Raw genomic sequence first — 25,472 nt, 5'->3', positions numbered from 1 at the left:
GTCGCGCGGGGGAGGGGGACGGTCCGCCTCCCTCCGGCGGGGGAGGGGCGCTCAGCCGCCGTGGTCCCCGGGCACCACGAGCCCGTGCTCGTACGCGCAGATCACAGCCTGGACGCGGTCCCGCAGCGCCAGCTTCGACAGGACGTTGCTGACGTGGGTCTTCACGGTGTGCTCGCTGACCACGAACTCCGCCGCTATCTCCGCGTTCGACAGGCCGCGGGCCAGCAGCCGCAGCGTCTCCTCCTCGCGGGCGGTGAGCACCGCCAGGCGCCGGGAGGGGGCGGCCGGGGCCGAGGGGGACTCCGCCGGCCGGTCGGGGCGGCCCCTGCGCACGAAGTCCGCGACCAGACGGCGGGTCACGGACGGGGCGAGCAGGGAGTCCCCGGCCGCGACGACGCGGACCGCGTGCACCAGGTCGTCCCTGCGCACGTCCTTGAGCAGAAAGCCGCTCGCGCCCGCGTACAGGGCGTCGTACACGTACTCGTCGACGTCGAACGTCGTCAGCATCACCACCCGGCAGCCGGATTCCGCGCACACCACGCGGGCCGCCTCGATGCCGTCGACGCCGGGCATGCGGACGTCCAGGAGCAGCACGTCCGGCGCGAGGCGGCGCACGGCGTCGACGGCCTCGGCGCCGTCGCCCGCCTCCGCCACCACCTCGATGCCGGGCTGCGCGTCAAGGATCATCGCGAAGCCGCTGCGCACCAGCTCCTGGTCGTCGGCCACCACCACGCGGATGCTCATGCGCCAAGGATGCCGTGGGCAGCCGCGCCGCGACACGGAATCCGCCGCCCGCGGCGGGTCCCACGTCCACCCGGCCGCCACAGGCGGCGGCGCGCTCCCGGATGCCGACCAGGCCGTAGCCCCCGCTGTCCCCCCGCGCCGCGCCCGTGCCGTCGTCCGTCACCGTGAGCGCCAATTCGCGCGGTGACCAGGCGACTTCCACGGTCACCAGGCTCGCCCCCGCGTGTTTCAGTACGTTCGTCAGCGCCTCCTGGGCCAGGCGGTACGCGGCCACGTCGACGTCGGCGGCCAGCGGGCGCGCCTCGCCCGACTCCTTCAACCGCACGGTGACGCCCGCCTGTTCGACGCGCGCGAGCAGGGCGGGCAGCGCCGCGAGAGCGGGCTGCGGCCCCCGGTCGCCGCCCGCCGAGCCGTCGCCGTCCGCCTCCCGCAGTACCCCGAGGATCCGCCGCAACTGCTCCATCGCGTCCCGCCCGGCCGCGCCGATCGCCTCGAACGCCCGCTCCGCGCGCGCCGGATCGGCCCGCACCACGACGGGGCCCGCCTCCGCCTGCACCACCATGACGCTCACGGCGTGCGCCAGTACGTCGTGCATGTCCCGGGCGATCCGGGCCCGTTCCCGGGCGACGGCCCGCGCGGTCTCCCCGGCCCGCTCCCGCTCCAGGCGCAGCGCCCGGTCCTCCAGGGCCGCGGTGTAGGCGCCCTTGAGCCGGGCGAGGACGCCGAAGCCGTACGCGCTGACGAAGCTCAGCAGGTGGAAGGCGTACTCGAAGGGCTCGGCCCGCTCCCGGAACGTCATCGTGGCGGTCGCGCCGATCAACCAGGTGGCGAGCACCACGCGCCGCTGCACGGGTCTGCCGACGACGGCGAGGGTGTAGAGCGCGACGAGGCCGCCGTACGCGACGTCCGGCGGCGGCGTTCGGTAGACCGCCATCGCGGGCGTGAACAGGGTCACCAGATAGACGCTGAGCATCGGCGCGCGCCGCCGCCACACCAGGGGCACCGCGGTGCCCGCGCCGAGCAGGAAGCCGACCAGGGAGAGCCGGTCGTCGCCCTCGTGGGGGAAGACGAACTGCAGGGACGTGGCGAACAGGACGAGCGCGGCGAGCGCCCCGTCCTGGAGGTACGGGTGGAACAGGTGGAACGGGTGGTGACGGCGGCGCACCGGCCCAGGTCTCGGCACGGACGTTCGCTGCATGCGGCGGCTCCCTCGCACGGGGGTTGCCAGTTCAGCACGGGCGGCGGGCCGCGTCCTCGCCGGTACGAGGGATATCCGGCGGCCCGGCCGTACGGCCCGCGCGGGGGAGGTCAGCAGCGCCGGTACACGTGGCCGTCCTCGCCGGCCGGGGCCACGTCGCGGTCGCGCAGGACGACGGAGATCCTGCCGCCCCAGCGGCGGCACGCGGCGTCGAACCCCTTCTTCTCGTACTCGATGTCGAAGACCTTCCCGCCGTACGCCGCCGCGTAGTCGCCGCACTCGCCGTACTGGCCGCACTCCTCGGCGACGGCGAAGTCGAAGCCGAGCTTCTCGTCCAGGAACTCGGTGGTGTTCTTCTGCGCGACGGCCAGGCCCCGCTCGTGGGCCCTGCGCACCAGGAGCCGCGCGAAGGCCTGGCCGTCGGCGGCGTCGATGCGGCCTCGGGAGCGGGTGTACGAGTCGAGGTTGTCGGGCTCCACCGCGTCGAACCCGGCGCGCGCGCAGCCGTCGATCCAGGGGCCGACGACGTCGAGCAGGGCCTTGCGCCTGGCCGCGGTGGAGATGTCGAGGAGGGGCTCCGCCCAGTCCTCGTCGACCACGAGCTTGCCGTGCGCGCCGCGCAGCAGCAGGTCGGGGTGGTGCTTGCGCCACCACGCGGTGGCCTTGGCGCCGGGCTGGGCCTGGAAGGCGTTGACGTAGCAGATGTTGTAGCGGCCCGGGGCGGGCTTCGCCCCGCGGTCGCGGGAGACGGCGCGGACGCCGTCGGGGGGCGGGTAGGCGCCGCCCAGCTGGTAGTCGAAGGCGGCACCGGCACGGGGCGCCTTCGGCGTGCGGTCGGAGGGGCCGCTCTTCTCGCCGGAGCAGCTCGTCAGGAGCGCCACGGCGAGAGCGAGGGCGCCGAGGGCACGCCCCGTAGGGGCGCGGCGAACTCGGCCGGGCGCTCCGCTCATCCCCGGCCTCCCGCGGCCCGCTCGATCAGGGCGTACGGCGGTTCGTCGGCCAGGTAGAAGTGTCCGCCGGGGAGCGTGAACAGCTCGAAGGCGGCCCGGGTGGTGTCCCGCCAGGCCTCGGCGTGCGCGGTGTTCACCCGGGTGTCGGCGTCGCCGAGGAGCACGGTGACGGGGCAGTCGAGCGGGGCGGCGTCCGCCGGGGCCGCGTACCCCGCGACCATGCGGAAGTCCGCGCTCACGTACGGCATGACGAGTTCGAGGAAGAGCGGGTTGTCGAGCAGCTCCGCCTCCGTGCCGCCGAGGCCGCGCAGCACGTCGAGGACCTTCGCGTCGGAGAGCCCCGCGGCCTCCTCGGGGGAGCCCTGCGCGGTCCCCGGGGCCCGGGACGCCGAGGCGAAGAGGTGCTCGGGGCGCGCGCCCCGGGACTGCCAGATCCGCGCGACCTCGTAGGCGACGGAGGCGCCCATGCTGTGCCCGAAGAAGACCGTGGGCCGTCCGTCCGGGAGCGGCCGCAGCTCCCGGGCGAGGTCGCGGGCCAGCTGCCGCAGATCGGTGGCGGGTGGCTCGGCGATGCGCTCGCCGCGCGCCGGGTAGCAGACCGCGTGCACCTCGAAGTCCTGGAGGGCCTTGCCCCACGCGCGGAAGAAGTGCGGCGAGCCGCCCGCGTGCGGGAAGCACACGAGGCGCCGGGCCGCGAAGGGCCTCGGTTCCATGACGGTCGTCCACACCATGCTGTCCCCCCACCACCGGTATCCGCTCGACATCCGATGATCGCACGCGGAGGCGACGCCTCCGGGAACGCGAAGAGGGCGCTTCCGGAAACCGGAAGCGCCCTCTTCGAAGCCAGCACCAGGTGGGTGACCTGATCGCTAGTGCGCCGCCAGGGACTCGAACCCCGGACCCGCTGATTAAGAGTCAGCTGCTCTAACCAACTGAGCTAGCGGCGCCTGCTGACGAAGAAAATATTACCTGGTCCCAGGGGGTGCTCTCGACCACCGGCTCGGCCAGTGGCCCGACCGCCTGCTCAGATCGCCAGCGAGAGCAGCACCGGCGCCGCCTTGCGGTTCAGGGTCTCCGCGGCCTCGCGCAGCCGGTGCGCGCGCTCGACCGGCAGGGACAGGGCGAGGCAGCCGACCGCGGAGCCCGCCGTGACGGGGACGGCGGCGCAGACCGTGCCCACCGCGTACTCCTGGATGTCGAGGACGGGGACCGTGGGGGCCTGGGCGGCGAGCTTGGTGAGCAGCACCCGCTCGTTCGTGATCGTCCGCGAGGTGAGCCGGGGCATCTTGTGGCGCGCGAGGTGGTCCCGGCGCGCGGCCACGTCCAGCTGGCCGAGCAGGCTCTTGCCGACCGCGCAGGCGTGGCCCGCGACGCGGAAGTCCACCCACTCGTTGACCTTCGGCGTGCCCGGCCCGTCCGCGACGGTCAGGACCCGGATCTCGCCGTCCACGTACCGGCTCACATAGACCGCGGCGCCGATCGAGTCGCGCAGGCCGACCAGGGTGCTCTGGAGCTTCTCGCGCAGGGCGTGGCCGCGCTCGGCGGCGGAGCCGAGCCGGGTGAGCGCGGCGCCCGTCACATACGCCCCGTCCGCGAGCTGTTCCACGTACCCCTCGCGGAGCAGCATGCGCAGGAGCGGGGCGAGCCGGGCCGGCGGCAGTGCCGTGTGCCGGGCCAGCTCGTCGTCGGTGACGCCGGTGCCGCGGCGCGCGACGAGTTCCAGCACGCGCAGGGCGTGCTGCACCGACCGGTGCGCCGTCGTCGGCTGGTGCTGGAGCGTCACGGCTCTCCCCCTCGACCCCTCGTGGCCCCGGTGGCCTGGTGATCCCTGGACGGTACGGTTTCCGGACAGCTGGACTCTGTCCACCATAACCGCCAAATCGCCTGCTGGTAGGGGGCGTTGGAGGTTTCTACGGCGTTCCCCGCGCTCCCCGGCGAAGGAGCACGGGGAAACCCCGGCGCGGGCGGCGCCCGGGGCGCCGCCGACGGGAACGCTCAGAGCACCGCCGACAGGAATTCGCGGGTCCGCTCGTGCCCGGGGTCGGAGAAGATCTTCTCCGGCGGCCCCGACTCGATCACCCGGCCCGCGTCGAACATCAGGACCTGGTCGGAGATGTCCCGGGCGAAGTTCATCTCGTGGGTCACGCAGAGCATGGTGATGTCCGTGGTGTGCGCGATGTCCCGGAGGACGTCGAGGACCCCGGCGACCAGCTCCGGGTCGAGCGCCGACGTCACCTCGTCCAGGAGCAGCACCTGCGGACGCATGGCGAGCGCGCGGGCGATGGCGACCCGCTGCTGCTGGCCGCCGGACAGCTGCGTCGGATAGGCGTCGCACTTGTCGCCGAGGCCGACCAGGTCGAGCAGGTCGCGGGCGCGCTGCTCGGCCTCGTCCTTGGAGAGGCCGAGGACGGTGACGGGCGCCTCCGTGATGTTGCGGAGCACCTTCATGTTCGGGAACAGGTTGAACTGCTGGAAGACCATCCCGATGTTCTTGCGGACCTCGCGCACGTGCTTCTCGCCCGCGGGGACGAGCCTGCCGTTCTTCTCCTCGTGCGTGAGGTACGCGTCGCCGACCTTGATCGTGCCCTCGTCCGGCTTGATCAGCGTCATGAGCAGCCGCAGGATCGTCGTCTTGCCGGAGCCGGACGGGCCGATCAGCGTGACGTGCTTGCCGGAGGCCACGGAGAAGTCCAGCTCGTCCAGGACCGTGTTCGAGCCGAAGCGCTTGACGACCTTGTCGAAGCGGATCAGCTCGCTGCCGTCGACGGCCGGGTTCGCCCGGTCTTTGGAGAGGGGGGTGTCAGCGGACAAGACGGCGCTCCAGGGCTCGCAGGAGGAGGGAGGACGGATAGGCGATGAGGATGAAGGCGACGCCGACGACGGTCAGGGCCTCCGTGTACTGGAAGGTCTGCGCCGCTTCGAGCCGCGAGCGCTGGAGCAGCTCCAGGACGCCGATGCTGGCGAGCAGCGGGGTGTCCTTGAGCATCGCGATGACGTAGTTGCCGAGCGCGGGGACCACGCGGCGGATCGCCTGCGGCAGGATCACCGCGGTCCAGGTGCGCGGGTACGACAGGCTCAGCGCCTTGGCCGCCTCCCACTGGCCGACGGGCACGGCCTCGATGCCCGCGCGGTAGACCTGCGCGGTGTACGTCGAGTAGTGCAGGCCGATCGCGATCGTGCCGGTGGTCTCGGCGGAGAACTGGATGTTCCACTCCGGCAGCACGAAGAACAGGAAGAACAGCTGCACGAGCAGCGGCGTGTTGCGGATGAACTCGGTGATCAGGCCGACCGGCCAGCGGATGAACCGCGTCGGCGCGCGGAAGGCGAGCGCCCACAGGAGCCCCACCGAGAAGGAGATCAGCGAGCCGAGCGCGAGCACCTGGAGGGTGACGAGCACTCCGTCCCAGAAGTGCGGCATGAAGTCGGCGACCGCGCCCCAGTCCCATTTGTCCGTACCGTGGTTCATCGCGCGCCACCTCCGCCGGTCGCACCCGTGATGCCCGAGACGCCCGTGATGCCCGAGACGCCCGCGACGTCCGTGACGCCCGTGGAGCTCAGCTCACCGGACTTGGCGCTCGGCCGGCGGAACCTCAGCCAGGGCCCGAGGCCCTGGCCCGGCTCCGGGAACTGCCCGATCCCGGCCTTGGCCTTCCGCTCCAGGACCTTCATCCCGCGCGTCAGCAGGAACGCGAGCACGAAGTAGATGACCAGCGTGATCGAGTAGATCTGCGCGCTCTCGGTGGTCGCGAGCCGCACCAGGTACGCGGCGAAGGACACGTCGCCGATGCCGAGCAGCGACACCAGGGCGGTGCCCTTGAGCAGCTCGACGAGCAGGTTGCAGAACGACGGGATCATCTCCGGGACCGCCTGCGGCAGCAGGACGAGCCGCATCCGCTGCCACGGCGTGAAGCTCAGCGCGACCCCCGCCTCGCGCTGCGCCGGAGCCACCGCGTTCAGGGCGCCGCGCACGATCTCGGCGCCGTACGCGCCGTAGGAGAGCCCGAGGGCGAGCACGGCCGCCCACATCGGCACCAGCGCCCAGCCCGCGAGCTGGGGCAGGACGAAGAAGATCCAGAACATCAGGATCAGGGCGGACATGCCCCGGAAGACCTCGGTGTAGAAGGCGGCGAAGAACCGCACCACGCGCAGCCGGTGCGTGCGCGCCATGCCGACGGCGAAGGCCACGACCGTCGCGAGCGCCGCGCTGTAGAGCGTGAGCTGGATGGTGATCCAGATGCCGGGAAGGACCCAGTGTTCCCAGAGGCCCGCTGTCATCGGCACAGCTCCTTGGCGGTCAGGGTGGTCATCTCGGCCTTGGTGAAGCCGAACCGCTTGAGCACCCGGAAGAGCTCGCCGCTCTTCTTCATCTTGTGGATCTCCACGTTGAAGGCGTCGCGGAGCTTGGTGTCCGAGGGGCGGAACGTGAAGCCGCCGCCGTCGACGTGCTTCTTGCCGTCCACGATCGGCGCGAACGGGTCGGTCGCCTCGGCCTTGCGGCTCTTCTTCACGACGCCGCGGGTCGTCAGGGCGGTCCCGCCGAAGACGTCGATGCGCCCGGCCTCGACGGCGTTCAGGCCCGCGACCGGATCCTGGAGGATCACGATGTCGCTCTCCTTGTACCCGGCGTCGACCGCGTACGCGATCTCGGCGTAACCGGTCCCGGTGCCGAACTTGGCCTTCTTCTTCACGACGTCCGCGTACGAGTGGAGGCCCATCGGGTTGCCCTTACGGACGATGAAGGAGTCGAGCATCTGGTACTCGGGATCGGAGAAGATCACCTGCTGGCAGCGCTCTTTGTTGATGTACATCCCGGCGGACACGACATCGAACTGCTGTGTCTTGAGGCCCGGGATCAGCGAGCTGAAGTCGGTCGCGACGGGCTGTACGTCGCCGACGCCGAGGCGCTTGAAGATGATCTTCGCGAGCTCCACCGCCTCGCCGGTGAAGTCCCCTTTGTCGTTGATGTATCCGTACGGTGCCTCGCCCGCGATGCCGAGCCGCACCGTGCCCTGTGACTTCAGGCGGGCCAGCGTGTCCCCGGTGGGCACGCGGCTGCAGCCCGCCGCGCCGAGGGCGCCGACCGCGCCGATGGCGGCGGCGGACGCCAGGACCGCACGCCGGGGCGGACCGGGCGCGCGCCCCGGTCTGCCTCCGTCCGTCCTGCCGCTCGCTGTCTTGATGGGGTTGCTCAGTGGTGGAGCCATGGGCGCGCGACTACCCGACCCGATGCGAGATATGCGGATCAATTCCGGCCCCGCCGGGAACCTCGCCCCGAACCCGCCCCGGCCAGGGCGCTCTTGACGCGGGCGGAGGCCCCGGGAGGACCATGGGGCGCATGGCAGACCGCTACATCGAAGTCGCCCTCGCCAAGCGCGGTGTCCGGGCCACGGCGCTGCTCCTCGCCGACAAGGCCCCGGTGACCTGCGCGGCCGTGTGGGACGCGCTGCCGCTGAGCGGCGACGTGTACCACGCGAAGTACGCCCGCAACGAGATCTACGCCCTCTTCCCGCCCTTCGCCCCCGAAGAACCCCCGCTGGAGAACCCCACCATCACGCCCATCCCGGGCGACCTGTGCTATTTCACGTTCACCGGCACCGAGTTGGGCACGTCGTCGCACGGCTACGACCGGCCCCAGAGCGGCACGATCGTCGACCTCGCCCTCTTCTACGAGCGCAACAACCTGCTGATCAACGGCGATGTCGGCTGGGTCCCCGGCATCGTCTGGGGCCAGGTCGTGGACGGCCTGGACGCACTGGCCGAGGCCTGCAACGACCTGTGGCGCACCGGAGCCCAGGGGGAGACCCTGAGCTTCCGGCGGCAACCCTGAGCCGCCGCTGACCGCGGCCGGTGAGGCCGCCTCGGGCCATCCGAAGAGGGCATCTACGCCGTAGATGCCCTCTTTCGTCTCTCCTGGGATTTCGGTCGCCAGGCCTTTCCTGATACCCCTAGGGGGTATATGGTTCTGATCATCGCCCAGAAGGGGCGACGCCGCAGGGCGCGGAACAACCATGGGGAGACGTCATGAACAATCACGCAGGTCACGCAGGCCACGCAGGCCACGGCGGCGCCCGCCCCGGCGGCCTCTCGGTCTCGGAGAACGGGTACACCCTCGAACTCGACGCCACGATCCTCACCGCGGGCGTGCAGCCGGTCACCTTCCGGGTGCTGGGCCCCGACGGGCGGCCCGTCACCGAGTTCACGCCCGAGCACGAGAAGGAGCTGCACTTCATCGCCGTCCGGCGCGACACGGCCGGGTTCCAGCACGTGCACCCGGTGCGGGACGAGAAGGGCACCTGGAGCGTGGACCTCGCCCTGGAGCCGGGGGACTGGAGATTCTTCGCCGACGTCCACCCGGCAGGCCACGACGGGACGATGACGCTGGGGATAGACGCCGCGGTCGCCGGGCCGTACGACCCGCGGCCGCTCCCCGAGGCCACCGGGACCGCGCGGACCGGCGCGTACACCGTGGCGCTCGACGGCGCCCTCGTGCCCGGCGAGGCGAGCGAACTGACCCTCACCGTGAGCCGCGACGGCCGCCCCGTCACCGACCTCCAGCCCTATCTGGCCGCGTACGGGCACCTGGTGGCCCTGCGGGTCGGCGACCTGGGCTACCTCCACGTCCACCCGGAGGGCGAGCCCGGTGACGGCACCACCGCGCCCGGACCCGAGATCGCCTTCATGGCGACCGCGCCCACGGCCGGCACCTACCGCCTGTACCTGGACTTCCAGCACGACGACGTGGTCAGGACGGCCGAGTTCACGGTGCGGACCGCGACCGCGGCGCAGACCGCACCCGAGCACGGGAGCCACCACCACGGCCACCACGGCCACCACTGAGAGGGAGGAACGGCATGCCACGCCTGACCCGGCTCACTCCCGACACGGCGGTCGGCGCCTCGCGCGACCTCCTCGCCGACCTGGCCTCCCGCCACGGCCGACTCGGCGACATGGTCTCGACGATGGCGCACTCGCCCTCCGTCCTCGGCGGCTACCTCCAGCTCAGCCGGGCCATGGGACGAGCCAAGCTCGACCGCGGGACCAGCGAACGGATCTCGATCACCGTCCAGGCCAGGCAGGGCTGCGGGCTCTGCCTGGAGGCGCACGTCAGTGCCGCCCGCGCCCGGGGAGTGGACGAGGAAGAGATCGAGCGGGCCCGCGCGGGCACCTCGGCCGATCCCGCGATCGCGGCGATCATCACCCTCGCCCTCCAGATCCATCGCGAACCGACGTCGATCACCGACGAACAGATCGCGGCGCTGCGTGAGCACGGCCACAGCGACCGCGCGATGGCCGACGTCGTCGGCGTCGTCGCCCTCAACGTCCTCACCGGCGCCTTCAACCTGCTCGCCGGCCTCACACCGGGGAGCGACACCGGTGCGTAGAGAAGACTCCCCCGCCTGTCGTCGCGGGGCACGGCCCCCGCCCCGGGGCCGTGCCCCGCCGCATGGACACGGAAGGAACCCGCCATGCGACTGTTCGCCATCCGCGACTACCGCCATCTGTTCGGTGCCCAGGTCATCGCCCTGTTCGGCACCGGCCTCACCACCGTGGCCCTCGGGCTGCTCGCCTACGACCTCGCGGGGCCGCGCGCCGGGATGGTCCTCGGCACCGCCCTGACGATCAAGATGGTCATGTACGTGGTCATCGCCCCGCTGGCCGCCGCGTACGTCGACCGGTTCCCCAGGAGAACGCTCCTGGTCCTGCTCGACGTGGTCCGCGGCGCGGTGGTCCTGGCGCTTCCGCTGGTCACCGAGGTCTGGCACATCTACGTGCTGATCGGCCTGCTCCAGGCCGCGTCCGCGGCGTTCACCCCCACGTTCCAGGCCGTCATCCCCGACATCGTCACCGACGAGTCCGCCTACACCCGGGCGCTGTCCGCCTCCCAGGTCGCCTCCACCATGGAGAGCCTGCTCAGCCCCGTCCTCGCAGCCGTCGCCCTGACGTTGATGAGCTTCGACCGGCTGTTCCTCGGCACCTCCGCCGGATTCCTCGTCTCCGCCCTGCTCGTCCTGTCGGCGCGCGTCCCGGACGCCCGCCCCAGCGCGCACGCCAAGGCGTGGGACAAGGCGGCGGCGGGGATCAGGGCCTTCCTCGGGACGCCGCGGCTGCGCGGCCTCATGGCGCTCAACCTCGTGGTCGCGTCGGCAGGGGCGATCGTCGTCGTCAACACCGTCAACCACGTCCGCGACGAACTCGGCGGCTCGCAGTCCGACGTCGCCCTGATGCTCGCCGCCTCCGGCACCGGAACGCTCCTCGCGGCCCTCGTACTGCCGCGCGTGCTCGACCGGATCGCCTCCCGCACCGTCATGATGACCGGCGCCGGAGTCCTCGTCGGCGGCGCGACCGCCGCGGTGACGCTCACCGCGGCCGGACTCGCCACCTGGACCGGTACGGCGGTCGTCTGGAGCCTGATCGGCGTCGGCATGGCCCTGGTCATCACGCCGACCGGCAAGGTCCTGCGCGCCTCCGTCGGACGGAACGCGATCCCCGAGGCGTTCGCGGCCCAGTTCTCCCTGTCGCACCTGGCCTGGCTGATCACCTATCCCGTCGCGGGCTGGCTCGGCACGAGCGCCGGACTCACCCTCGCCTGGTCCGTCCTCGCGGTCCTCGCAGGGGCGGGAGCGGCCGGGGCCCTCCTCCTGTGGCCGCGCCACGACGGGCACCCCGCCGCGGCGCCCGCTCTCCACGCACCGGCCAAGGACCGGTCCACCCTGACCAAGGCGGCGTGACGCGCCGCGCGCCAGGCCCTAGTCCCCCGACCCGGCCGCGCCGGGCCGGGGGATCGCCGCCGCCCCGGCCTCGTACAGGGCGTGCGCCGCCCGCAGCACCAGGTCGTCGGCGAACCGCGCCCCGACGAGCTGCATCCCCACGGGAAGCCCGTCCCCGTCCACCCCGCACGGCACCGTCGCGGCGGGCTGCTGGGTGAGGTTGAAGGGGTACGTGAACGGGGTCCACCCCGTCCACCGCCGCGCCCCGCTCCGCGGCGGCACCTCGGCCCCCGCCGCGAAGGCCGTGATCGGCAGCGTCGGCGTCACCAGCAGGTCGTACGTCTCGTGGAAGCGGCCCATGCGCCGGCCGAGCTCCATGCGGACGTCGACCGCCGCGAGATAGTCAAGGGCGCTGTACCGGGCGCCCTGCCCGCACACCTCCCGCAGCGCCGGGTCGAGCGACTCCCGGCGCGCGGGCGGCAGTTGCTGCACCACCCGTGCCGCCCCGCTGAACCACAGCGTGTGGAAGGCCTCCACGGGATCGGCGAAGTCGGGGTCGGTCTCCTCGACGTACGCGCCGAGCGACGCCAGGGCCTCCACGCCCCTGCGCACGGCCGCCGCCACCGCGGGCCGCACCGCGACCTGCCCGCCGAGCGTCGGCGAGTACGCCACCCGCAGCCCCCGCACCCCGCCGCGCAGCGCCTCCCGGAAGGTGCCCTCGCGCGGGCCGAGACAGGACCAGTCCCGCGCGTCGGGAAGCCCGATCACATCCATGAGCAGCGCCGCGTCCGCCGCGTCCCGCGTCATCGGGCCCACGTGCGAGAGCGTCCCGAACGCGGACGGCGGGAACAGCGGCACCCTCCCGTACGTCGGCTTGAGCGCGAAGATCCCGCAGAAGGCGCCGGGGATCCGCACCGAGCCGCCGCCGTCCGTGCCCAGGGCCAGCGGCCCGGCGCCCAGGGCCACGGCGGCCGCGCCGCCGCCGCTCGATCCGCCCGCGGTGCGCGTCGTGTCGTACGGATTGCGGGTGATCCCGTGCCGGGGGCTGTCCGTGACGCCTTTCCAGCCGAACTCGGGCGTGGTCGTCTTGCCGACGAACACCGCGCCCTGCTCGCGCAGCCGCGCCACGGACGGCGCGTCCTCCTCCCACGCGCCCTCCTCGTCCACGCACCGGGAGCCGCGCAGCGTGGGCCCGCCGCGCTGCAGCAGGATGTCCTTGACGGTGACCGGCACCCCGTCCACGAGCCCGAGCGGCTCGCCCGCGCGCCAGCGCGCCGCGCTCTCCCGCGCCTGCGCGAGCGCCGCTTCCGCGTCGACACGGACGAACGCGTTCACCGACGGCTGGATCTCCTCGGCCCTGCGCAGCACCGCGCGGGCCGCGTCGACGGGGCCGAATTCGCCCTTGCGGTAGCCGTCGACGAGTTGGGTGGCGGTCAGATCGGCGAGATCGGTCATGCACGCTCCTGGATGAGTGCCCGGCGGGGGGACGGCGACGGGAACAACGGCAAGGGACCTGCGAACACGCGTATGTGGCGAGACGGACCCGGGGAGACCGGTGGGCCCGGGGAACGCGGGGAACGCGGGGGACGCGTGATCCCTGCCCACTCGCGGCCACGGTCAGTGCCCCGGGACGTAACCGCGTTTCTTGTCGACCACGTTGGACAGGGACCGCCCCGCCTCCCACTGCGCGTACAACTTCACGAACTGCGCGCCGAGTTCGTCCCGCCAGCCGACCGTGTCCCCGCTCATGTGCGGGGACACCAGCAGACCGGGGGCCGTCCACAGCGGGCTGTCCGGGGGCAGCGGCTCGCTCTCGAAGACGTCCAGGGCCGCGCCCGCGATCCACCGCTTGGACAGGGCGGCCACCAGGTCCTCCTCCACGACCAGCGGGCCCCGGCCCACGTTGATGAACCGCGCCGACGGCTGCATCACGCCGAAGCGGCGCTCGTCGAACATGCCGCGCGTGTCCTCGGTGAGCGGCGCCGCGCACACCACCCAGTCGGCGCGCGCGAGCAGCCGGTCGAGATCGGCGGGCCCGTGCACGCCCGTGCGCGGGCGGCGGCCGACGAGGACCGTCGTGATGCCGAGCGCCTTGAGCGTGCGCACGACCGCCCGCCCGATCGGGCCCGAACCCACCACGCACGCGCGCGTGCCCGCGATCCGCTGGCTCTCGCGGTGCAGCCAGGTCCGCTCGCCCTGGAGGGCGAGCGTGCGCGGCAGGTCCTTGGCCATGGCGAGCACGAGCGCCGCGACGTACTCGGCGATCGGCTGGTCGAAGACGCCCCGGGCGTTGGTCACCACCGTGTCGGAGGCGACGAGTTCGGGACACATCAGGCGGTCCACGCCCGCGCTCGCGGTGTGCACCCAGCGCGGCCGCGGCCCCTCGCCCGGCCACGCGTGGCGCACCGCGTCGGACAGGAAGTCCCACACCAACAGCACGTCGGCGCCCGGAAGTTCGCCGGCCAGGCCGTCCGCGTCGGTGTGCCGGATCCGGACCCGGCCGGTCAGCGCGCCGAGCCGCGGCGGCGGCGCGGGCGCCGGGGCGTCGAGCACGAGCACGGTCGGAGGCACGGCACGGCCCTCGGACCCGGTGCTTTCGGACACGGTGGAGAAACCATTTCGCAACGAGAGCCCGCTTCCCTGGAAGTGCGTGCTGGACTGGGGCCGGTACGGCGCACGCCGCGCCGCGTGAACCGGCGTCTTCGACTGTCTGAGATGTGCGGATTGACCACGCTGGCACCCGAACCTACCTTCGTCAACAGAGGCACTTCACTCCCGTGACCGCGGCGGTCGAGTGCGTACCGCGCACCCGCTCCCGCGACCGTGTGCACGCCGCACGCGTTCCCTGTCCCGACGTCCCGGCGCGTCGCCGGCACCGCACCACTTCCGGCCCCCGGCCGGCCCTGTCACCGCACGCACGCACGAACGTAGGGCCTGCTCATGGACGTCACTTCCTTCTCGATGCTCGGCGGACCACACCCCCAGCGCGGTGTCGGCGTCGTCGCTCCCTTCGACTTCGCCCTGGACCGCGAGCTGTGGCGGTGGGTCCCCGACGACGTCTCCCTGCACCTCACGCGCACCCCGTACGTGCCGGTCGAGGTCAGCCTCGACCTCGCGCGCCTGGTCAGCGAGCACGAGACGCTCGCCGATGCGGTCCGGGCGCTGACCGCCGCCGAGCCCGAGGTCCTCGCCTACGCCTGTACGTCGGGCAGCTTCGTCGGCGGCGTGGCGGGCGAGCGGGCCATGTGCGAGGCCATGACGCGCGAGGGCGCGGTGGCCTCCGTGACCACGTCGGGCGCGCTCCTGGAGGCGCTCGCCGAGGTGGACGCGCACCGCATCGCCCTCGTCACGCCGTACACCTGGTCGGTCACCCAGGCCCTGGAGGAGTACCTGGGCGAGGCGGGCGTCTCCGTCGTGGGCCGTGCCTACCTCGGACTCACCCGGCACATCTGGAAGGTGCCCTACCGCGACGTCGCGGACATGGCGCGCCGCGCCGTGCTGCGGCCGGTGGACGCGCTGTTCATCAGCTGTACGAACCTGCCCACGTACGACGTCATCCCGCAGCTGGAAGCGGAGCTGCGGGTACCGGTCCTGTCGGCGAACCAGGTGACGATGTGGTCGGCGCTGCGACGGCTGGGTACGCGTGCGGTAGGGCCTTACCAAGCGCTGATCGACGCGGGCGCGCGGCCGGGCGCGGCGACGCTCGCCCCCCTGGACCCGGCGCTCGGGTCACCGGCGGGCGGCGTGCCGGAACCGGCGGTGACCGAGCCGCCGCCGTCCGGGCCGCCCGCACCCGCGGCGCCCCCGGAGGCCCTGCCGGAACCGCCCGCGGGGCCCGGAGCCGCGGGCCCCACCGCAGAAGGAGGCTGGTCTTGACCGCACTCGGATTCCTCTACCCGGGGCACTCCGCCGAGGACGACTACCCGCGCATCGAGCAGCTCCTCGGCTCCGACATCCGCCTCCAGGTCGTCCACACCGACATCGGCGAGGACGCGCACCGCGTCGACGCGCTCCTGGAGATGGGCTCGCCCGCGCGGCTCGCCGCCGGGGTCGAGGAGCTGCGCCTGACCGGAGCGGAGGCCGTGGTGTGGGCGTGCACCAGCGGGAGCTTCGTCTTCGGCTGGGAGGGCGCCCACGGCCAGGTGCGCGCCCTGGCCCGGTCGGCGGGCCTGCCCGCGTCCTCCACGTCCTTCGCGTTCGTCCACGCGGTACGGGAGCTGGGGGCGGGGCGCGTCGCCGTCGCGGCCACGTACCCCGAGGACGTCGCCGGGCACTTCGCCGCCTTCCTCAAGGCGGCGGGGACCGAGGTGGTGTCCCTGCGCTCCAGCGGCATCGTCACGGCGGCCGAGGTCGGCACGTGGGGGCTCGACGAGGTCCTCGCGCTCGCCCGCGCGGGCGACCACCCCGACGCGCAGGCCGTGCTCCTGCCCGACACGGCCCTGCACACCGCCGCCCACGTCCGCGACCTGGAGGCCGCCCTCGGCAAGCCCGTCCTCACCGCCAACCAGGTCACCGTCTGGGAAGCCCTCCGCCTGGCCACCCGCCGGGTCAACGCCCCCCGCCTGGGAGCCCTCTTCACGAAGGAGCCCTTGGTGCAGTCCCCGGGCGCCTAGCCCGCGCGGGCCTGGGGCGCACCCGCGAGGGACCGGGAATAAGCGGAGCCCCCCTCCTGTTACCGCCTTCCGTACGGACGGACAAGGCGGACCGCAGGAGGCCCCAGTGCCAGTGGACATGGACGTGAGCGACGGCGACGGCATCCGGGCCGAGGCGAGAGGCACGGCCCCGGCGGCCCTGTCCGTCCTGGACCTCGTGACCGTCGGCTCCGGCCGCACCGCCACCGACGCCCTGCGCACCAGCGTCGCCCTCGCCAAGCTCGCCGAATCCCGCGGCTACCACCGCCACTGGGTGGCCGAGCACCACTCGATGCCGGGCGTGGCCTCCTCGTCCCCGGCCGTGATCCTCGCGCACCTGGCCGCCCACACGTCCCGCATCCGCCTGGGCTCGGGCGGCGTCATGCTCCCCAACCACGCCCCGCTCGTCATCGCGGAGCAGTTCGGCACCCTGGAGGCCCTGGCCCCGGGCCGCGTCGACCTCGGCCTCGGCCGGGCCCCGGGCACGGACGGCGCCACCGCGGCCGCCCTGCGCCGCACGGACCGGCTCGGCGAGGGCGCCGACGACTTCCCGCAGCAGCTCGCGGAGCTGACCCGGTTCCTCGACGACGACTTCCCCGACGGCCACCCCTACGCCCGGATCCACGCGGTCCCGGGCCCGGTCCAGGCCACGTCCCCCGGCGGCGTCCAGTCCCCGCACCGCCCGCCGATCTGGCTGCTCGGCTCGTCCGGCTTCAGCGCGCGCCTCGCCGGGGTCCTCGGCCTGCCCTTCGCGTTCGCGCACCACTTCTCCGCGCAGAACACGCTCCCGGCGCTCGACCTGTACCGCGAGTCGTTCCGCCCGTCGGCGGTCCTGGCCGCCCCGTACGCCCTGATCGGCGTCTCCGCGCTCGCCACGGACGTGGAGGAGGAGGCCCGCCGCCAGGTCAGGGCCGCCGCCCTCAACATGGTCCGGCTCCGCACCGGCCGCCCCGGGCTCGTGCCCACGCCCGAGGAGGCGGCCGCGCACCGCTTCACCGAGGTGGAGCGGGACTTCGTGACCAGCTGGAACAGCAACGTCATCCACGGCACGGCCGACCAGGTCCGTGCGGGCCTCGACGACCTCGCCAAGCGCACCGGCGCCGACGAGCTGATGCTCACCGCCAACGCCCACAGCGGCGACGTACGCCTGCGCAGCTACGAACTGATCGCAGACACCTACGCCCTGCCCAAGGAGGGCTGAACGGGAGCGCCCCGAAGGGGCGCGGGGAACTGCGCGCTCAGCCCCGACGAAGCCGCAGACGCGCGACGGACATGGCGCACCACATCCAGGGAAGCGGGGGTGCCGCCCCCTCACGGGGGTGGGGGCGGCACCCGCGTACGGCGCCCGAGGCGTCACGCCTCGGCGGCAGCGAGCCCCTCCGTCGTAAGGATCTTGGAGATCCGCTCAGCGGCCACGGCCCGGGAGTACAGCCACCCCTGCCCGGTGTCGCAGCCGATCCTGCGCAGCCGCTCCGCCTGCCCCGAGGTCTCCACGCACTCGGCGGTGACGGTGAGCCCGAGCTGGTGGGCCAGGCGCACCATGGCCTCGACGATCACCTCGTCGGCCGGGTTGACGTGGCCCTCGCCCTCCTCGTACTGGAAGCCCCGGACGAAGGACCCGTCCAGCTTGAGCACGGAGACGGGAAGGCGGCTCAGATACGCGAGGTTGGAGTAGCCCGTGCCGAAGTCGTCGATGGCGATGCGCACGCCCATGTCGCTCAGCGCCTGGAGGGCCTGGAGCGGCCGCCCGGCGGAGCCCATGACGGCGGACTCGGTCAGCTCCAGCTGGAGCAGCTCGGGCGCGAGCCCGGTCTCGGCGAGGATCTCCGCGACGTCCGCGACGAGGTCGGAGTCCCACACCTGCCGCACGGCGACGTTCACGCTCACGAACACCGGCTCCCGCCCGGGGTGTTCGAGCTGCCAGCGGCGCGCCTGCCGACAGGCCGTGCGCAGCACCCAGCGGCCCAGCTGCACGATGGATCCGTCTTCTTCAGCAAGTCCGATGAACCGATTCGGCGTGAGCAGTCCGAACTGCGGATGATCCCACCGCACCAGCGCCTCCACGCCGCGCAGACCGCCGTCGTCCATGCACACGAGCGGCTGGTAGTCGAGCACGAACTCGTCGCGCTCGACGGCGGGCCGCAGCGAACTGGCAAGCGCCTGCCGGGTCATGCAGTGCGCGTTGCGCTCCGGGTCGAAGAGCGTCCAGCGGGCCTTGCCGTCGGTCTTGGCCCAGTACAGCGTGGTGTCGGCGGCCTGCATCAGACCGGTCGTGGTGGTCCCCGCGGCGCGCCGCTCGACGACGCCGATGGACGCCGAGAGGGAGAGCCGCTGCCCGGACAGGTCGAAGGGCTCCTGCAGGGCCCGCAGGGTCGCGTCGGCCAGCTCCGCGAGCTGGTCGGTGCCCGTGGAGTCCTCCACGAGGAGCGCGAACTCGTCCCCGCCGAGCCGCGCCACGAGCGGCGCCGACGTCCTGCCGTACGCGGCCCGGTCGGCGCAGGCGGTCAGGCGCTCGGCCACGGCGGCGAGCAGCCGGTCGCCGACGCGGTGCCCGAGGGTGTCGTTGACCGCCTTGAACCCGTCGAGGTCCAGGTAGCACAGGCCGACGCGGCCCGTGCTCGTGTCGTCGTACGCGCCCGCCTCCAGGGCGGTGGCGAGCCGCTCGAAGAACAGCGCGCGGTTGGGGAGCCGGGTCACCGGGTCGTGCATCTGGAGGTGGCGGAGCCGTGCCTGGAGGTCGCGGCGGGCGCTGATGTCGGCGGCGGCGAGCAGCACGGTGCCCGGCGCGTGCCGCTCGTCCGGCAGCGGCGAGACGGTGATCTGCGTCCACAGGGAGTGCCCGTCGGGGTGTTTGAGGCGGCGCGTGCAGCGCAGCTTGGCCTGGCGGCCCCGGAGCACCTCGTGGTACGCGTGCCAGGCACGGGCGTCCGACGCCAGGTCCACGAGGTCGGCGGCGACCCGGCCGGGCAGTTCGGCGTGGTCCGCGCCGAGCAGCGCGGCGAACGCCTCGTTGGCGCAGACGATGAGCCCCTCGCGGTCGACGACGGCGAGGGGGAGGGGGGCGGCGGCGAACGCCGCGCGGTAGTCGGCGGTGTGCTGGACGGAGTGCCCGGCCACACCGCAGCATTGATTACGCTCTGTGACGGCAGGCCGGGTGCGGCCCGGTGCTGTGACCGCTGTGGCAGTCGGCCCTTCAGACGTTCCGTTCACCGCTTGCTCCCGCAGTGCGATCGATCGAGCAGGTCGATGGGGCCCCTGTTCCTGGCGGGTCTGGGGAGGCGATCGGCCGCTCATGTACGGCCGACGGGGCCCGGAAAGTGTGCCGATCATAGAGGGTGGCCCGCATCGCCTCCAGCCGCCGCACCTCGCGGAGGCGGCCCCGGAGTCCGCGGCAGATCGTTTCTGCTCGGCCCGGCCCCGCTTTCTTTCTGCGACGACCGCTTGTGACGGTGAGTGAGCGCCGGGAGTGTCGCCTTCTCGACCATGTTCACTCGGTCAGGTCAGACAAACTGGGCGAACTTCAACAAATCACCACAGGGTGGGTGGGGTGTCCCGCATTCCGCACCCTGAGGTCGACGTGGAGCGTCAGCTCTCCCCTTGGCGGCTCACCCGTGGCGGGGAGCGGCTGCGCACCGCGGCCACGCTGTTCACCTGTCTGACCGCCGTCGCCGCCACGTCCCTGGTCGCGGGCCCCGCGATCGCCCACGGGGCGGCGGGCCCGTGCGCCCTCCGCCGCACGGCGGCCCATCACTCGGAGGGCCTCGACACCTGGAACGCCGCCTATCCGCGCCCCACCCGGAGCCGCGACGCCGTCATGGTCTTCCTGTCGTTCCCCGACTCGCCACCGGCGACGACGCCCGCGGAGCTGGCCGCGGACCACTTCCCGGAGACCAGCGACTTCTTCGCGCGTGCCTCGTACGGGCGGTTCCAGTTGCGCGCGCATCCCCAGTCCGAGTGGATCCCGATGCCCAAGGCGTCCACCGCGTACGCCATAGAGCGCGACTGGAACGCCCAGCGGCGCGCCTCCTACCTGCGGGACGCGATGGCCGCGGCGGATCCCCACGTGGACTTCTCGGCGTACGACATCGTGTACTTCGTGGCCGACCCGGACGCGCCGGGCGTGGACTCGGACGCGACGAAGGTCGTGAACTTCGACCGGCCGATGCGGGCCGACGGCGCCTCGATCCGCCGCATCGTCACGGTCTTCGAGCGCCATCCGCCGGACCGCAACGTCCTCGCGCACGAGACGGGCCACGTCTTCGACCTGCCGGACCTGTACCACCGGCCGACCGACGGCGAGGGCGACTGGGACACGCACGTCGGCGACTGGGACGTCATGGGCAGCCAGTTCGGCCTGGCCCCTGATCTGTTCGGGTGGCACAAGTGGAAGCTGGGCTGGCTGGACCCGCGCCAGGTGGTCTGCGTGCGGGGCGGCGGCCCCCGGCGGCTGACCCTCGAACCCCTGGCGGCGCCCGCCCGAGGGGTCGGCGGCACCAAGCTGGCGGTGATCCGCACCGGCCGGGGCAGCGCCGTCGCGATCGAGGCCCGGGGCCCCGCGGGCAACGACCACGCGACGTGCAGCGAGGGCGTCCTGGTGTACCGCGTCCAGAGCGACACGGCCTCGGGCCGGGGTCCCGTCGAGGTGGTGGACGCTCACCCGCGCACCGAGGCGTGCTGGAGCGAGTCGGTCTATCCGCCGCTCGCGGACGCGCCGGTGCGCGCGGGGGAGAGCTTCACGGTGCCGGGCGCCGGGGTCAGGATCGAGGTCGCGGACCGCACGCCGTCCGGCGCCTGGACCGTCGAGATCACCCCGGCCTGAGCCGACACCGGTCACGGACAGCAACGAAAGAGGCCCCTCGCATTCCGCGAGGGGCCTCTTTCTGTCTGTGCGCCGCCAGGGACTCGAACCCCGGACCCGCTGATTAAGAGTCAGCTGCTCTAACCAACTGAGCTAGCGGCGCCTGCTGACGTCGTAGACCTTAGCACTCTGATCGCCGCTGGGAAAAATCGATATACCCACCGCCGGTTCCGCGGTGCCCCTGGCCGCCCGTACACAGGCCCAGAGGACCACCTCGGGCCCGGGCAGCCAGGGGCTGCGGGTGTCGGGGGCGACCACCCAGCGTGACCCGTGCCGGTCGTGGTCGCCGCGCGCGAGCGGGGGCACGGTGACGGCGTCCCCGGCCCCGTGGCAGAGCAGCGACGGCACGGCGGAGCCCCACTCCTCCCAGCGGAGCAGCGAGGGCAGCCGCTGGGCGGTGCCGGGCGCGGCGAAGAGCAGGACGCGCCCCCGGTGCAGGGCGACGGGCCCCGAGCCCGGCCCCTCGTGCCAGAGCCGGTCGACCATGCGCCGCCCGAAGACGGCGGGGACGCTCACCACGTCGAAGGCGCTGCCGCAGGACAGCACGGCGGGTTCGTGGGGCCGCGCCCGCCAGTCGGCGAGGACTCTGCGCGGATACGTTTCCGCGGAGGTGAGCCACGTGGCGCCGTCGGCGGTCACGTCGGCCGCCGAGCCGAACGCGCGGGGCCCCGGGGCGTGGGGGAGGGTGAGGGTCATGACGACTACGTGTACCCGCGGTGAGCACACCGTTCCGTAGAGTTCCCGAAGCTCGGGACAGCGGCCGTGCGGGTGGGGTACCGTGCGCCCTCGGCATATGCCAGGAGGGCTTCTGCGGGGGCGTGCGGCGGGCCCGCCCGCACGGCCTACGGCGTGCCCGAGCCGTCCCGGCGCAGCAGGTCCCGGCCGAACTCCACCATCTTCTTGGCGTAGTCCTCGGTCCACCGGGCGCGCTCGGCGATGTCCGCCGGGGTGAGCCGGTCGAACCGCCGCGGATCGGCGAGCTGCGCGGCCGCGATGGCCTGGAACTCCACGGAGCGGTCCGTCGCCGCCCGGAAGGCGAGGGTCAACTCGGTGGCCCGGGAGAGCAGTTCGCGCGGGTCCTCGATGGACTCCAGATCGAAGAAGTGCTCCGGGTCGGCGGCGGCTTCCGCGGGCTCGAAGAGCAACGGCGCGGGGCGCATGCGCTTGCCCCCGGCCTCGGGTTCCGCCATCTTCACGTTCCTTCCCTCGTACTCCACGTGCCGCGACCCATTGTCCCTTGCCCCGCAAGGGGCCGGGGGCTGCGCCTGGTCACCCCCGCCAGGGCACCCGGTGTTCCGTCAGGTGGGACCACGTCGTCATCATCGCGTCCCAGCCGTCCGGGCTGTTTCTGTCGGCCGCCTCCGGCGGCGTGCCGGACTCCGTCCGGCGGTGGGGCGGTGACGTGCTCGGCGGGAGGCACTGATGTCGGTGTCGCGGTCAGGAGCGCCAGGACACCCGGTGTTCCGTCAGGTGGGACCACGTCGTCATCATCGCGTCCCAGCCGTCCGGGAACTTCACCGTCACGCCGAGGCGTACGGGCTCCGTCGCCGGGTGGTCGTCGAGCAGCGTGTCCACGCCGGCCCGGCACACCACGACGCACGCGTGCCGGTGCCGTGAGGTGAGCACGCACAACCGCCCCGTCTCCAGGTGGAACGCCGTCGCGTCCGGCCGCCCCGACAGCGGATGGAGTATGACCGTGACGTCGAACTCCCGGCCCTGGAGCCGGTTCGCCGTGTCCACGGTCACGTCCGCCACGCCGAGGGACGCGAGCGCGGCGCGCACCGCCGCCGCCTGGTCGCGGTGCGCCGTGCCCACCGCCACCCGGTCCGCGGTCAGCGGCACCGGCTCGGCGGCGCGCTCCGACGTGGCCGCCCCGCCCCGGTCGAGCAGCCGCCGCACCACCAGGGCGACGGCCCGCACCGCCTCCGGGTCGGTGCGCGGCGTGTGCCGGGCGGGCAGTTCGAGCAGGCCCCACCCGGAGGCCGCCGCCTCGTCGATGACCCGGTCGGGCCCCGACCCGTCCGACGGCACGGCGAACCGCAGGGCCCGGTCATCGGGGCCCGTACCGCTGCGGAACGGCGTGAACGGATAGAACGCGTCCGACACCAGCGGCGCGGCCGACGCGGGCAGCCGCCACGACACCGGCAGGCGGTGCTGCGGCAGTTCGGGATTGTGCGCGAGCAGCGTGGACACCGCGCTCGCCGACGGGTCGTAGGCGAGCCCGGCCCACTGCTCGGCCTCGGCGATCGCGAACGGGTCCAACTGCCCCGGGTCGCCCACGAACAGCGCCCGCTCGAACAGACCGGCCACGGCGAGCAGCGCGTCCGACCGCATCTGGTACGCCTCGTCGACGATCGCGTGCCCCCAGGGCTCGACGCCCCGCACGTGCGCCCACTTCGCGGCGGTGGACACCACCACGTCGAGCCCCGTGAGGTCGGCGGCCTTCGTGGACTTCTTCACGTTGGCCAGGCCGTCGAGCGCCTTGTCGTACGGATCGGAGTCGCTGCTGTGCAGGCGCCCCACCGGCAGCTCGGGGTCCTTCTCGGCGAGGCGCAGGACCAGGTCGTCGACCTGGGCGTTCGTCTGCGCGATCACCATCAGGGGCCGTCCCGCGGCGGCCAGTTCGCGGGCGGCCCGCACGACGAGCGTGGACTTGCCCGCGCCGGGCGGCGAGTCCACGACGACGCCGCGGTGCGCGCCGTCGAGCGTGTCGCGCAGGATCGCGTCGGTGGCGCGGGCGGCCGCGGCGCCGGGGTCGAAGGCGGCGGGGGAAGCCGGGGTCACAGGGTGTCCTCCGCGGTCACGGGGTCGGGAATCTCGGCGGTGGCGTCCGGCGGGCCGCCGTGCGTCCAGGGGGTGTCCTCCGGGTCCGGCAGCTTCGGGCCGCCCCGCTGCTCGTGCTCGAACAGCGTCCAGCACAGCCGGTCGCCGACCTCGGGCACGGAGCCGGGCTCGGGCTCCTTGCCGCGCCCCATCTTGTCCACGATCCGCAGCACCAGCAGGCCCTCGTCGCCGTCGTACGTCACGAAGTGCGCGGTCTGCGGTTTGCCGTCCAGGGAGCGGTACACCTTCACGCCCTCGTCCAGATGCGGCCGGTCGGCCGTGCGCACGGTGACCAGCGGGCGCGGGCGCGGCGACTTGCCCTCGCCGTACGCCCTCACGACCTGGGTGACCTCCCCGGCGAACGCCTCGCCGCGCAGCCGCCGCCCGGCCATCACCAGCGGGTCGTCGAGGGCCTCGTGCGCGTCCAGGCGCGCCTGCTCGCGCTCGCGCGTGGCCAGCTTCTGGGCCGCCGTCACCGCGTCGTCGAGGCGCGGCTGCGGCGGCTCGCCCGCGGCGACCCGGTCGCGGTGCGCGGTGTACGACCAGCGGTCGCCGCGCCACCGGTCCTCGGCGTGCGCGGCCTCGGGCAGCGTGCACAGGGCGTCGAGGCCCCGCCAGACCGCGTCCCAGGTGGGCCGGGTGCGGCTGTCGACGAGGGCGCGGATCTCCCGCTCGGCGGCGGTCAGAGCGGCCAGGCGCGCGTCGGCCTCCAGGCCGTCCTCGGCGGCGGCGAGGGCCGTCCGCGCGCGGTCGTAGGCCTCGATGGCCGGAGCCAGCAGGTCGTTGTCGAACGCGGGGTCGGTGGCCGGGCCCGCGGGCGGGCACAGCAGCTGCCCCGCGGCGTCCCTGGCCAGCTCCGCGCGCAGCGCCGCGGCCGCGCCCGAGCTGCCCTCGGGCGCTTCGATCCAGGCGAGCAGCGCGCCCAGGTGCTGCTCCTCCAGGCTGGACTGGCCCGTCGCCCAGTGCCGCGACAGCAGGTCCGTCATCGCGAGCAGCAGGGACGCGCCGGGCACCCGGGCGCGCTCCCCGAAGTGCGTCAGCCAGCGCCCGAGCAGCGGCACGCGCGGTGGCGCCGGGTGCGGTGTGTCCGGGTCCTGCTCGGCCGTGCGGCGGAACCGCATGGAGCGGCCGAGGAGCCGGACGAACTCGACGCCCGCGCGGCTCGGCACGATCAGCTGGGGCGCGTCCGCGCACAGCTCGACCTCGACCTTGACGCGCTTGCCGGTCTCCGGGTCGGTCTCGGTGCGCTCGGCCGCCTCCACGTCGTCGCCGTACGCCTCCACGTACGGCAGCAGGACGTCGGCGAGCTGGGCGAGGAAGGCGAAGCGCAGGTCGCGGTCGCGCGGCTGGGGGACGACGAGCAGGCGCGGGGACGTGCGCTCGGTGCCGATGAGGGCGCCGAGCGGGGCGCCCGCCTCTCCGGCCGTGGTCAGCGGCACGAGGACCAGGGGCCGCTGGGACAGGTGCCGGTGGCGAACGGTGGCCCGGGGCTTCGCCCGCCCGCTGGCCGTCGCCTCAAGCCGGGCCAGGTTGTCGATCAGGGTCATGTGCGGTGCCTCG

At 73.5% G+C, this 25,472-nt stretch carries 24 protein-coding genes and 2 tRNA genes; 8 read left to right on the top strand and 18 right to left on the bottom strand.

Annotated features, from left to right (window positions below):
* Positions 1-51: 51 nt before the first annotated feature.
* From CP982_RS16785 to ehuB, 10 genes are all read right to left on the bottom strand, one after another.
* Positions 52-744 carry a response regulator gene (locus CP982_RS16785; RefSeq protein ID WP_150511288.1) on the bottom strand — a complete coding sequence of 231 codons (693 nt, stop codon included), beginning with the start codon at positions 742-744 and terminating at the stop codon, positions 52-54.
* Positions 677-1,942 carry a sensor histidine kinase gene (locus CP982_RS16780; RefSeq protein WP_150511287.1) on the bottom strand — a complete coding sequence of 422 codons (1,266 nt, stop codon included), beginning with the start codon at positions 1,940-1,942 and terminating at the stop codon, positions 677-679. Before CP982_RS16780 ends, CP982_RS16785 begins: the two co-directional genes overlap by 68 nt.
* A 110-nt stretch (positions 1,943-2,052) precedes the next feature.
* Entirely contained in the window at positions 2,053-2,892 is an 840-nt protein-coding gene (locus CP982_RS16775; RefSeq protein ID WP_150511286.1) for an endo alpha-1,4 polygalactosaminidase, read from the bottom strand.
* A complete protein-coding gene (locus tag CP982_RS16770; RefSeq protein ID WP_150511285.1) occupies positions 2,889-3,623 on the bottom strand; it encodes a thioesterase II family protein in 735 nt (244 codons plus the stop codon). The genes CP982_RS16775 and CP982_RS16770 overlap by 4 nt, the downstream gene beginning before the upstream one ends.
* A gap of 142 nt (positions 3,624-3,765) precedes the next feature.
* Positions 3,766-3,839, bottom strand: a tRNA-Lys gene (locus CP982_RS16765).
* A 77-nt stretch (positions 3,840-3,916) separates the two neighbouring features.
* Positions 3,917-4,675 (bottom strand): IclR family transcriptional regulator, encoded by a 759-nt coding sequence (locus CP982_RS16760; protein WP_150511284.1) that lies wholly within the window; start codon positions 4,673-4,675, stop codon positions 3,917-3,919.
* Positions 4,676-4,887: 212 nt separating this feature from the next.
* Positions 4,888-5,703 (bottom strand): ectoine/hydroxyectoine ABC transporter ATP-binding protein EhuA, encoded by an 816-nt coding sequence (gene ehuA, locus CP982_RS16755; protein ID WP_150511283.1) that lies wholly within the window; start codon positions 5,701-5,703, stop codon positions 4,888-4,890.
* Complete coding sequence (gene ehuD / locus CP982_RS16750; RefSeq protein WP_150511282.1) at positions 5,693-6,358, bottom strand: ectoine/hydroxyectoine ABC transporter permease subunit EhuD; 666 nt, start codon at positions 6,356-6,358, stop codon at positions 5,693-5,695. Before ehuD ends, ehuA begins: the two co-directional genes overlap by 11 nt.
* Positions 6,355-7,167, bottom strand: coding sequence for an ectoine/hydroxyectoine ABC transporter permease subunit EhuC (gene ehuC, locus CP982_RS16745; protein WP_229879163.1), 813 nt, complete (start codon positions 7,165-7,167; stop codon positions 6,355-6,357). Before ehuC ends, ehuD begins: the two co-directional genes overlap by 4 nt.
* Complete coding sequence (gene ehuB, locus CP982_RS16740; RefSeq protein ID WP_229879164.1) at positions 7,164-8,096, bottom strand: ectoine/hydroxyectoine ABC transporter substrate-binding protein EhuB; 933 nt, start codon at positions 8,094-8,096, stop codon at positions 7,164-7,166. The genes ehuC and ehuB overlap by 4 nt, the downstream gene beginning before the upstream one ends.
* A 131-nt stretch (positions 8,097-8,227) precedes the next feature.
* Here ehuB and CP982_RS16735 point away from each other — a divergent pair, with 131 nt between their 5' ends.
* The 4 genes from CP982_RS16735 (at position 8,228) to CP982_RS16720 (ending at position 11,621) form a co-directional block, all read left to right on the top strand.
* The gene (locus tag CP982_RS16735) at positions 8,228-8,719 is read left to right on the top strand and encodes a DUF3830 family protein (protein WP_170316442.1); all 492 of its coding nucleotides are present in this window, start codon (positions 8,228-8,230) and stop codon (positions 8,717-8,719) included.
* Between the two features lie 194 nt (positions 8,720-8,913).
* Positions 8,914-9,729 (top strand): hypothetical protein, encoded by an 816-nt coding sequence (locus tag CP982_RS16730; protein WP_150511280.1) that lies wholly within the window; start codon positions 8,914-8,916, stop codon positions 9,727-9,729.
* 14 nt (positions 9,730-9,743) lie between these two features.
* Positions 9,744-10,274: a carboxymuconolactone decarboxylase family protein gene (locus tag CP982_RS16725; RefSeq protein ID WP_150511279.1), complete on the top strand. Its 531-nt coding sequence runs from the start codon at positions 9,744-9,746 to the stop codon at positions 10,272-10,274.
* 84 nt (positions 10,275-10,358) lie between these two features.
* Positions 10,359-11,621, top strand: coding sequence for an MFS transporter (locus tag CP982_RS16720; protein WP_150511278.1), 1,263 nt, complete (start codon positions 10,359-10,361; stop codon positions 11,619-11,621).
* 18 nt (positions 11,622-11,639) lie between these two features.
* Here the strand turns inward: CP982_RS16720 and CP982_RS16715 are convergent, their stop codons facing one another.
* Both CP982_RS16715 and CP982_RS16710 read right to left on the bottom strand, forming a co-directional pair.
* Positions 11,640-13,055, bottom strand: coding sequence for an amidase (locus tag CP982_RS16715; RefSeq protein ID WP_150511277.1), 1,416 nt, complete (start codon positions 13,053-13,055; stop codon positions 11,640-11,642).
* A gap of 162 nt (positions 13,056-13,217) precedes the next feature.
* Positions 13,218-14,204, bottom strand: a complete 987-nt coding sequence (locus CP982_RS16710; protein WP_170316441.1) for a D-2-hydroxyacid dehydrogenase — start codon at positions 14,202-14,204, stop codon at positions 13,218-13,220.
* 336 nt (positions 14,205-14,540) lie between these two features.
* On the opposite strand from CP982_RS16710, the gene CP982_RS16705 reads away from it, so the two are divergent.
* From CP982_RS16705 to CP982_RS16695, 3 genes are all read left to right on the top strand, one after another.
* Complete coding sequence (locus tag CP982_RS16705) at positions 14,541-15,476, top strand: maleate cis-trans isomerase family protein (protein ID WP_150511276.1); 936 nt, start codon at positions 14,541-14,543, stop codon at positions 15,474-15,476.
* Entirely contained in the window at positions 15,473-16,213 is a 741-nt protein-coding gene (locus tag CP982_RS16700) for a maleate cis-trans isomerase family protein (protein WP_150511275.1), read from the top strand. Before CP982_RS16705 ends, CP982_RS16700 begins: the two co-directional genes overlap by 4 nt.
* Positions 16,214-16,331: 118 nt before the next feature.
* Positions 16,332-17,432, top strand: a complete 1,101-nt coding sequence (locus tag CP982_RS16695) for an LLM class flavin-dependent oxidoreductase (protein WP_150515524.1) — start codon at positions 16,332-16,334, stop codon at positions 17,430-17,432.
* 152 nt (positions 17,433-17,584) lie between these two features.
* On the opposite strand, the gene CP982_RS16690 is transcribed toward CP982_RS16695, so the two are convergent.
* On the bottom strand, positions 17,585-19,441 hold the full coding sequence (locus CP982_RS16690) for a putative bifunctional diguanylate cyclase/phosphodiesterase (protein WP_184925476.1): 1,857 nt from the start codon (positions 19,439-19,441) through the stop codon (positions 17,585-17,587).
* A gap of 337 nt (positions 19,442-19,778) precedes the next feature.
* On the opposite strand from CP982_RS16690, the gene CP982_RS16685 reads away from it, so the two are divergent.
* Complete coding sequence (locus CP982_RS16685; RefSeq protein ID WP_150511273.1) at positions 19,779-21,050, top strand: M6 family metalloprotease domain-containing protein; 1,272 nt, start codon at positions 19,779-19,781, stop codon at positions 21,048-21,050.
* A 68-nt stretch (positions 21,051-21,118) separates the two neighbouring features.
* Here the strand turns inward: CP982_RS16685 and CP982_RS16680 are convergent.
* The 5 genes from CP982_RS16680 to CP982_RS16660 form a co-directional block, all read right to left on the bottom strand.
* Positions 21,119-21,192: transfer RNA gene (locus CP982_RS16680), tRNA-Lys, on the bottom strand.
* Positions 21,183-21,785, bottom strand: coding sequence for a bifunctional DNA primase/polymerase (locus CP982_RS16675; protein ID WP_150511272.1), 603 nt, complete (start codon positions 21,783-21,785; stop codon positions 21,183-21,185). The genes CP982_RS16680 and CP982_RS16675 overlap by 10 nt, the downstream gene beginning before the upstream one ends.
* Before the next feature lie 146 nt (positions 21,786-21,931).
* Positions 21,932-22,279 carry a hypothetical protein gene (locus tag CP982_RS16670; protein ID WP_150511271.1) on the bottom strand — a complete coding sequence of 116 codons (348 nt, stop codon included), beginning with the start codon at positions 22,277-22,279 and terminating at the stop codon, positions 21,932-21,934.
* 247 nt (positions 22,280-22,526) lie between these two features.
* Positions 22,527-23,873 (bottom strand): AAA domain-containing protein, encoded by a 1,347-nt coding sequence (locus CP982_RS16665; protein ID WP_150511270.1) that lies wholly within the window; start codon positions 23,871-23,873, stop codon positions 22,527-22,529.
* On the bottom strand, positions 23,870-25,459 hold the full coding sequence (locus CP982_RS16660; protein ID WP_150511269.1) for a hypothetical protein: 1,590 nt from the start codon (positions 25,457-25,459) through the stop codon (positions 23,870-23,872). Before CP982_RS16660 ends, CP982_RS16665 begins: the two co-directional genes overlap by 4 nt.
* Positions 25,460-25,472 lie beyond the last annotated feature (13 nt).

Origin of the sequence: Streptomyces spectabilis (genome assembly GCF_008704795.1) — a bacterium.
In the GTDB taxonomy this organism is placed as follows: Bacteria; Actinomycetota; Actinomycetes; order Streptomycetales; family Streptomycetaceae; genus Streptomyces; species Streptomyces spectabilis.
Note: the sequence above shows the minus strand (reverse complement) of the source record. Positions and strands in the feature narration are given on the sequence as shown.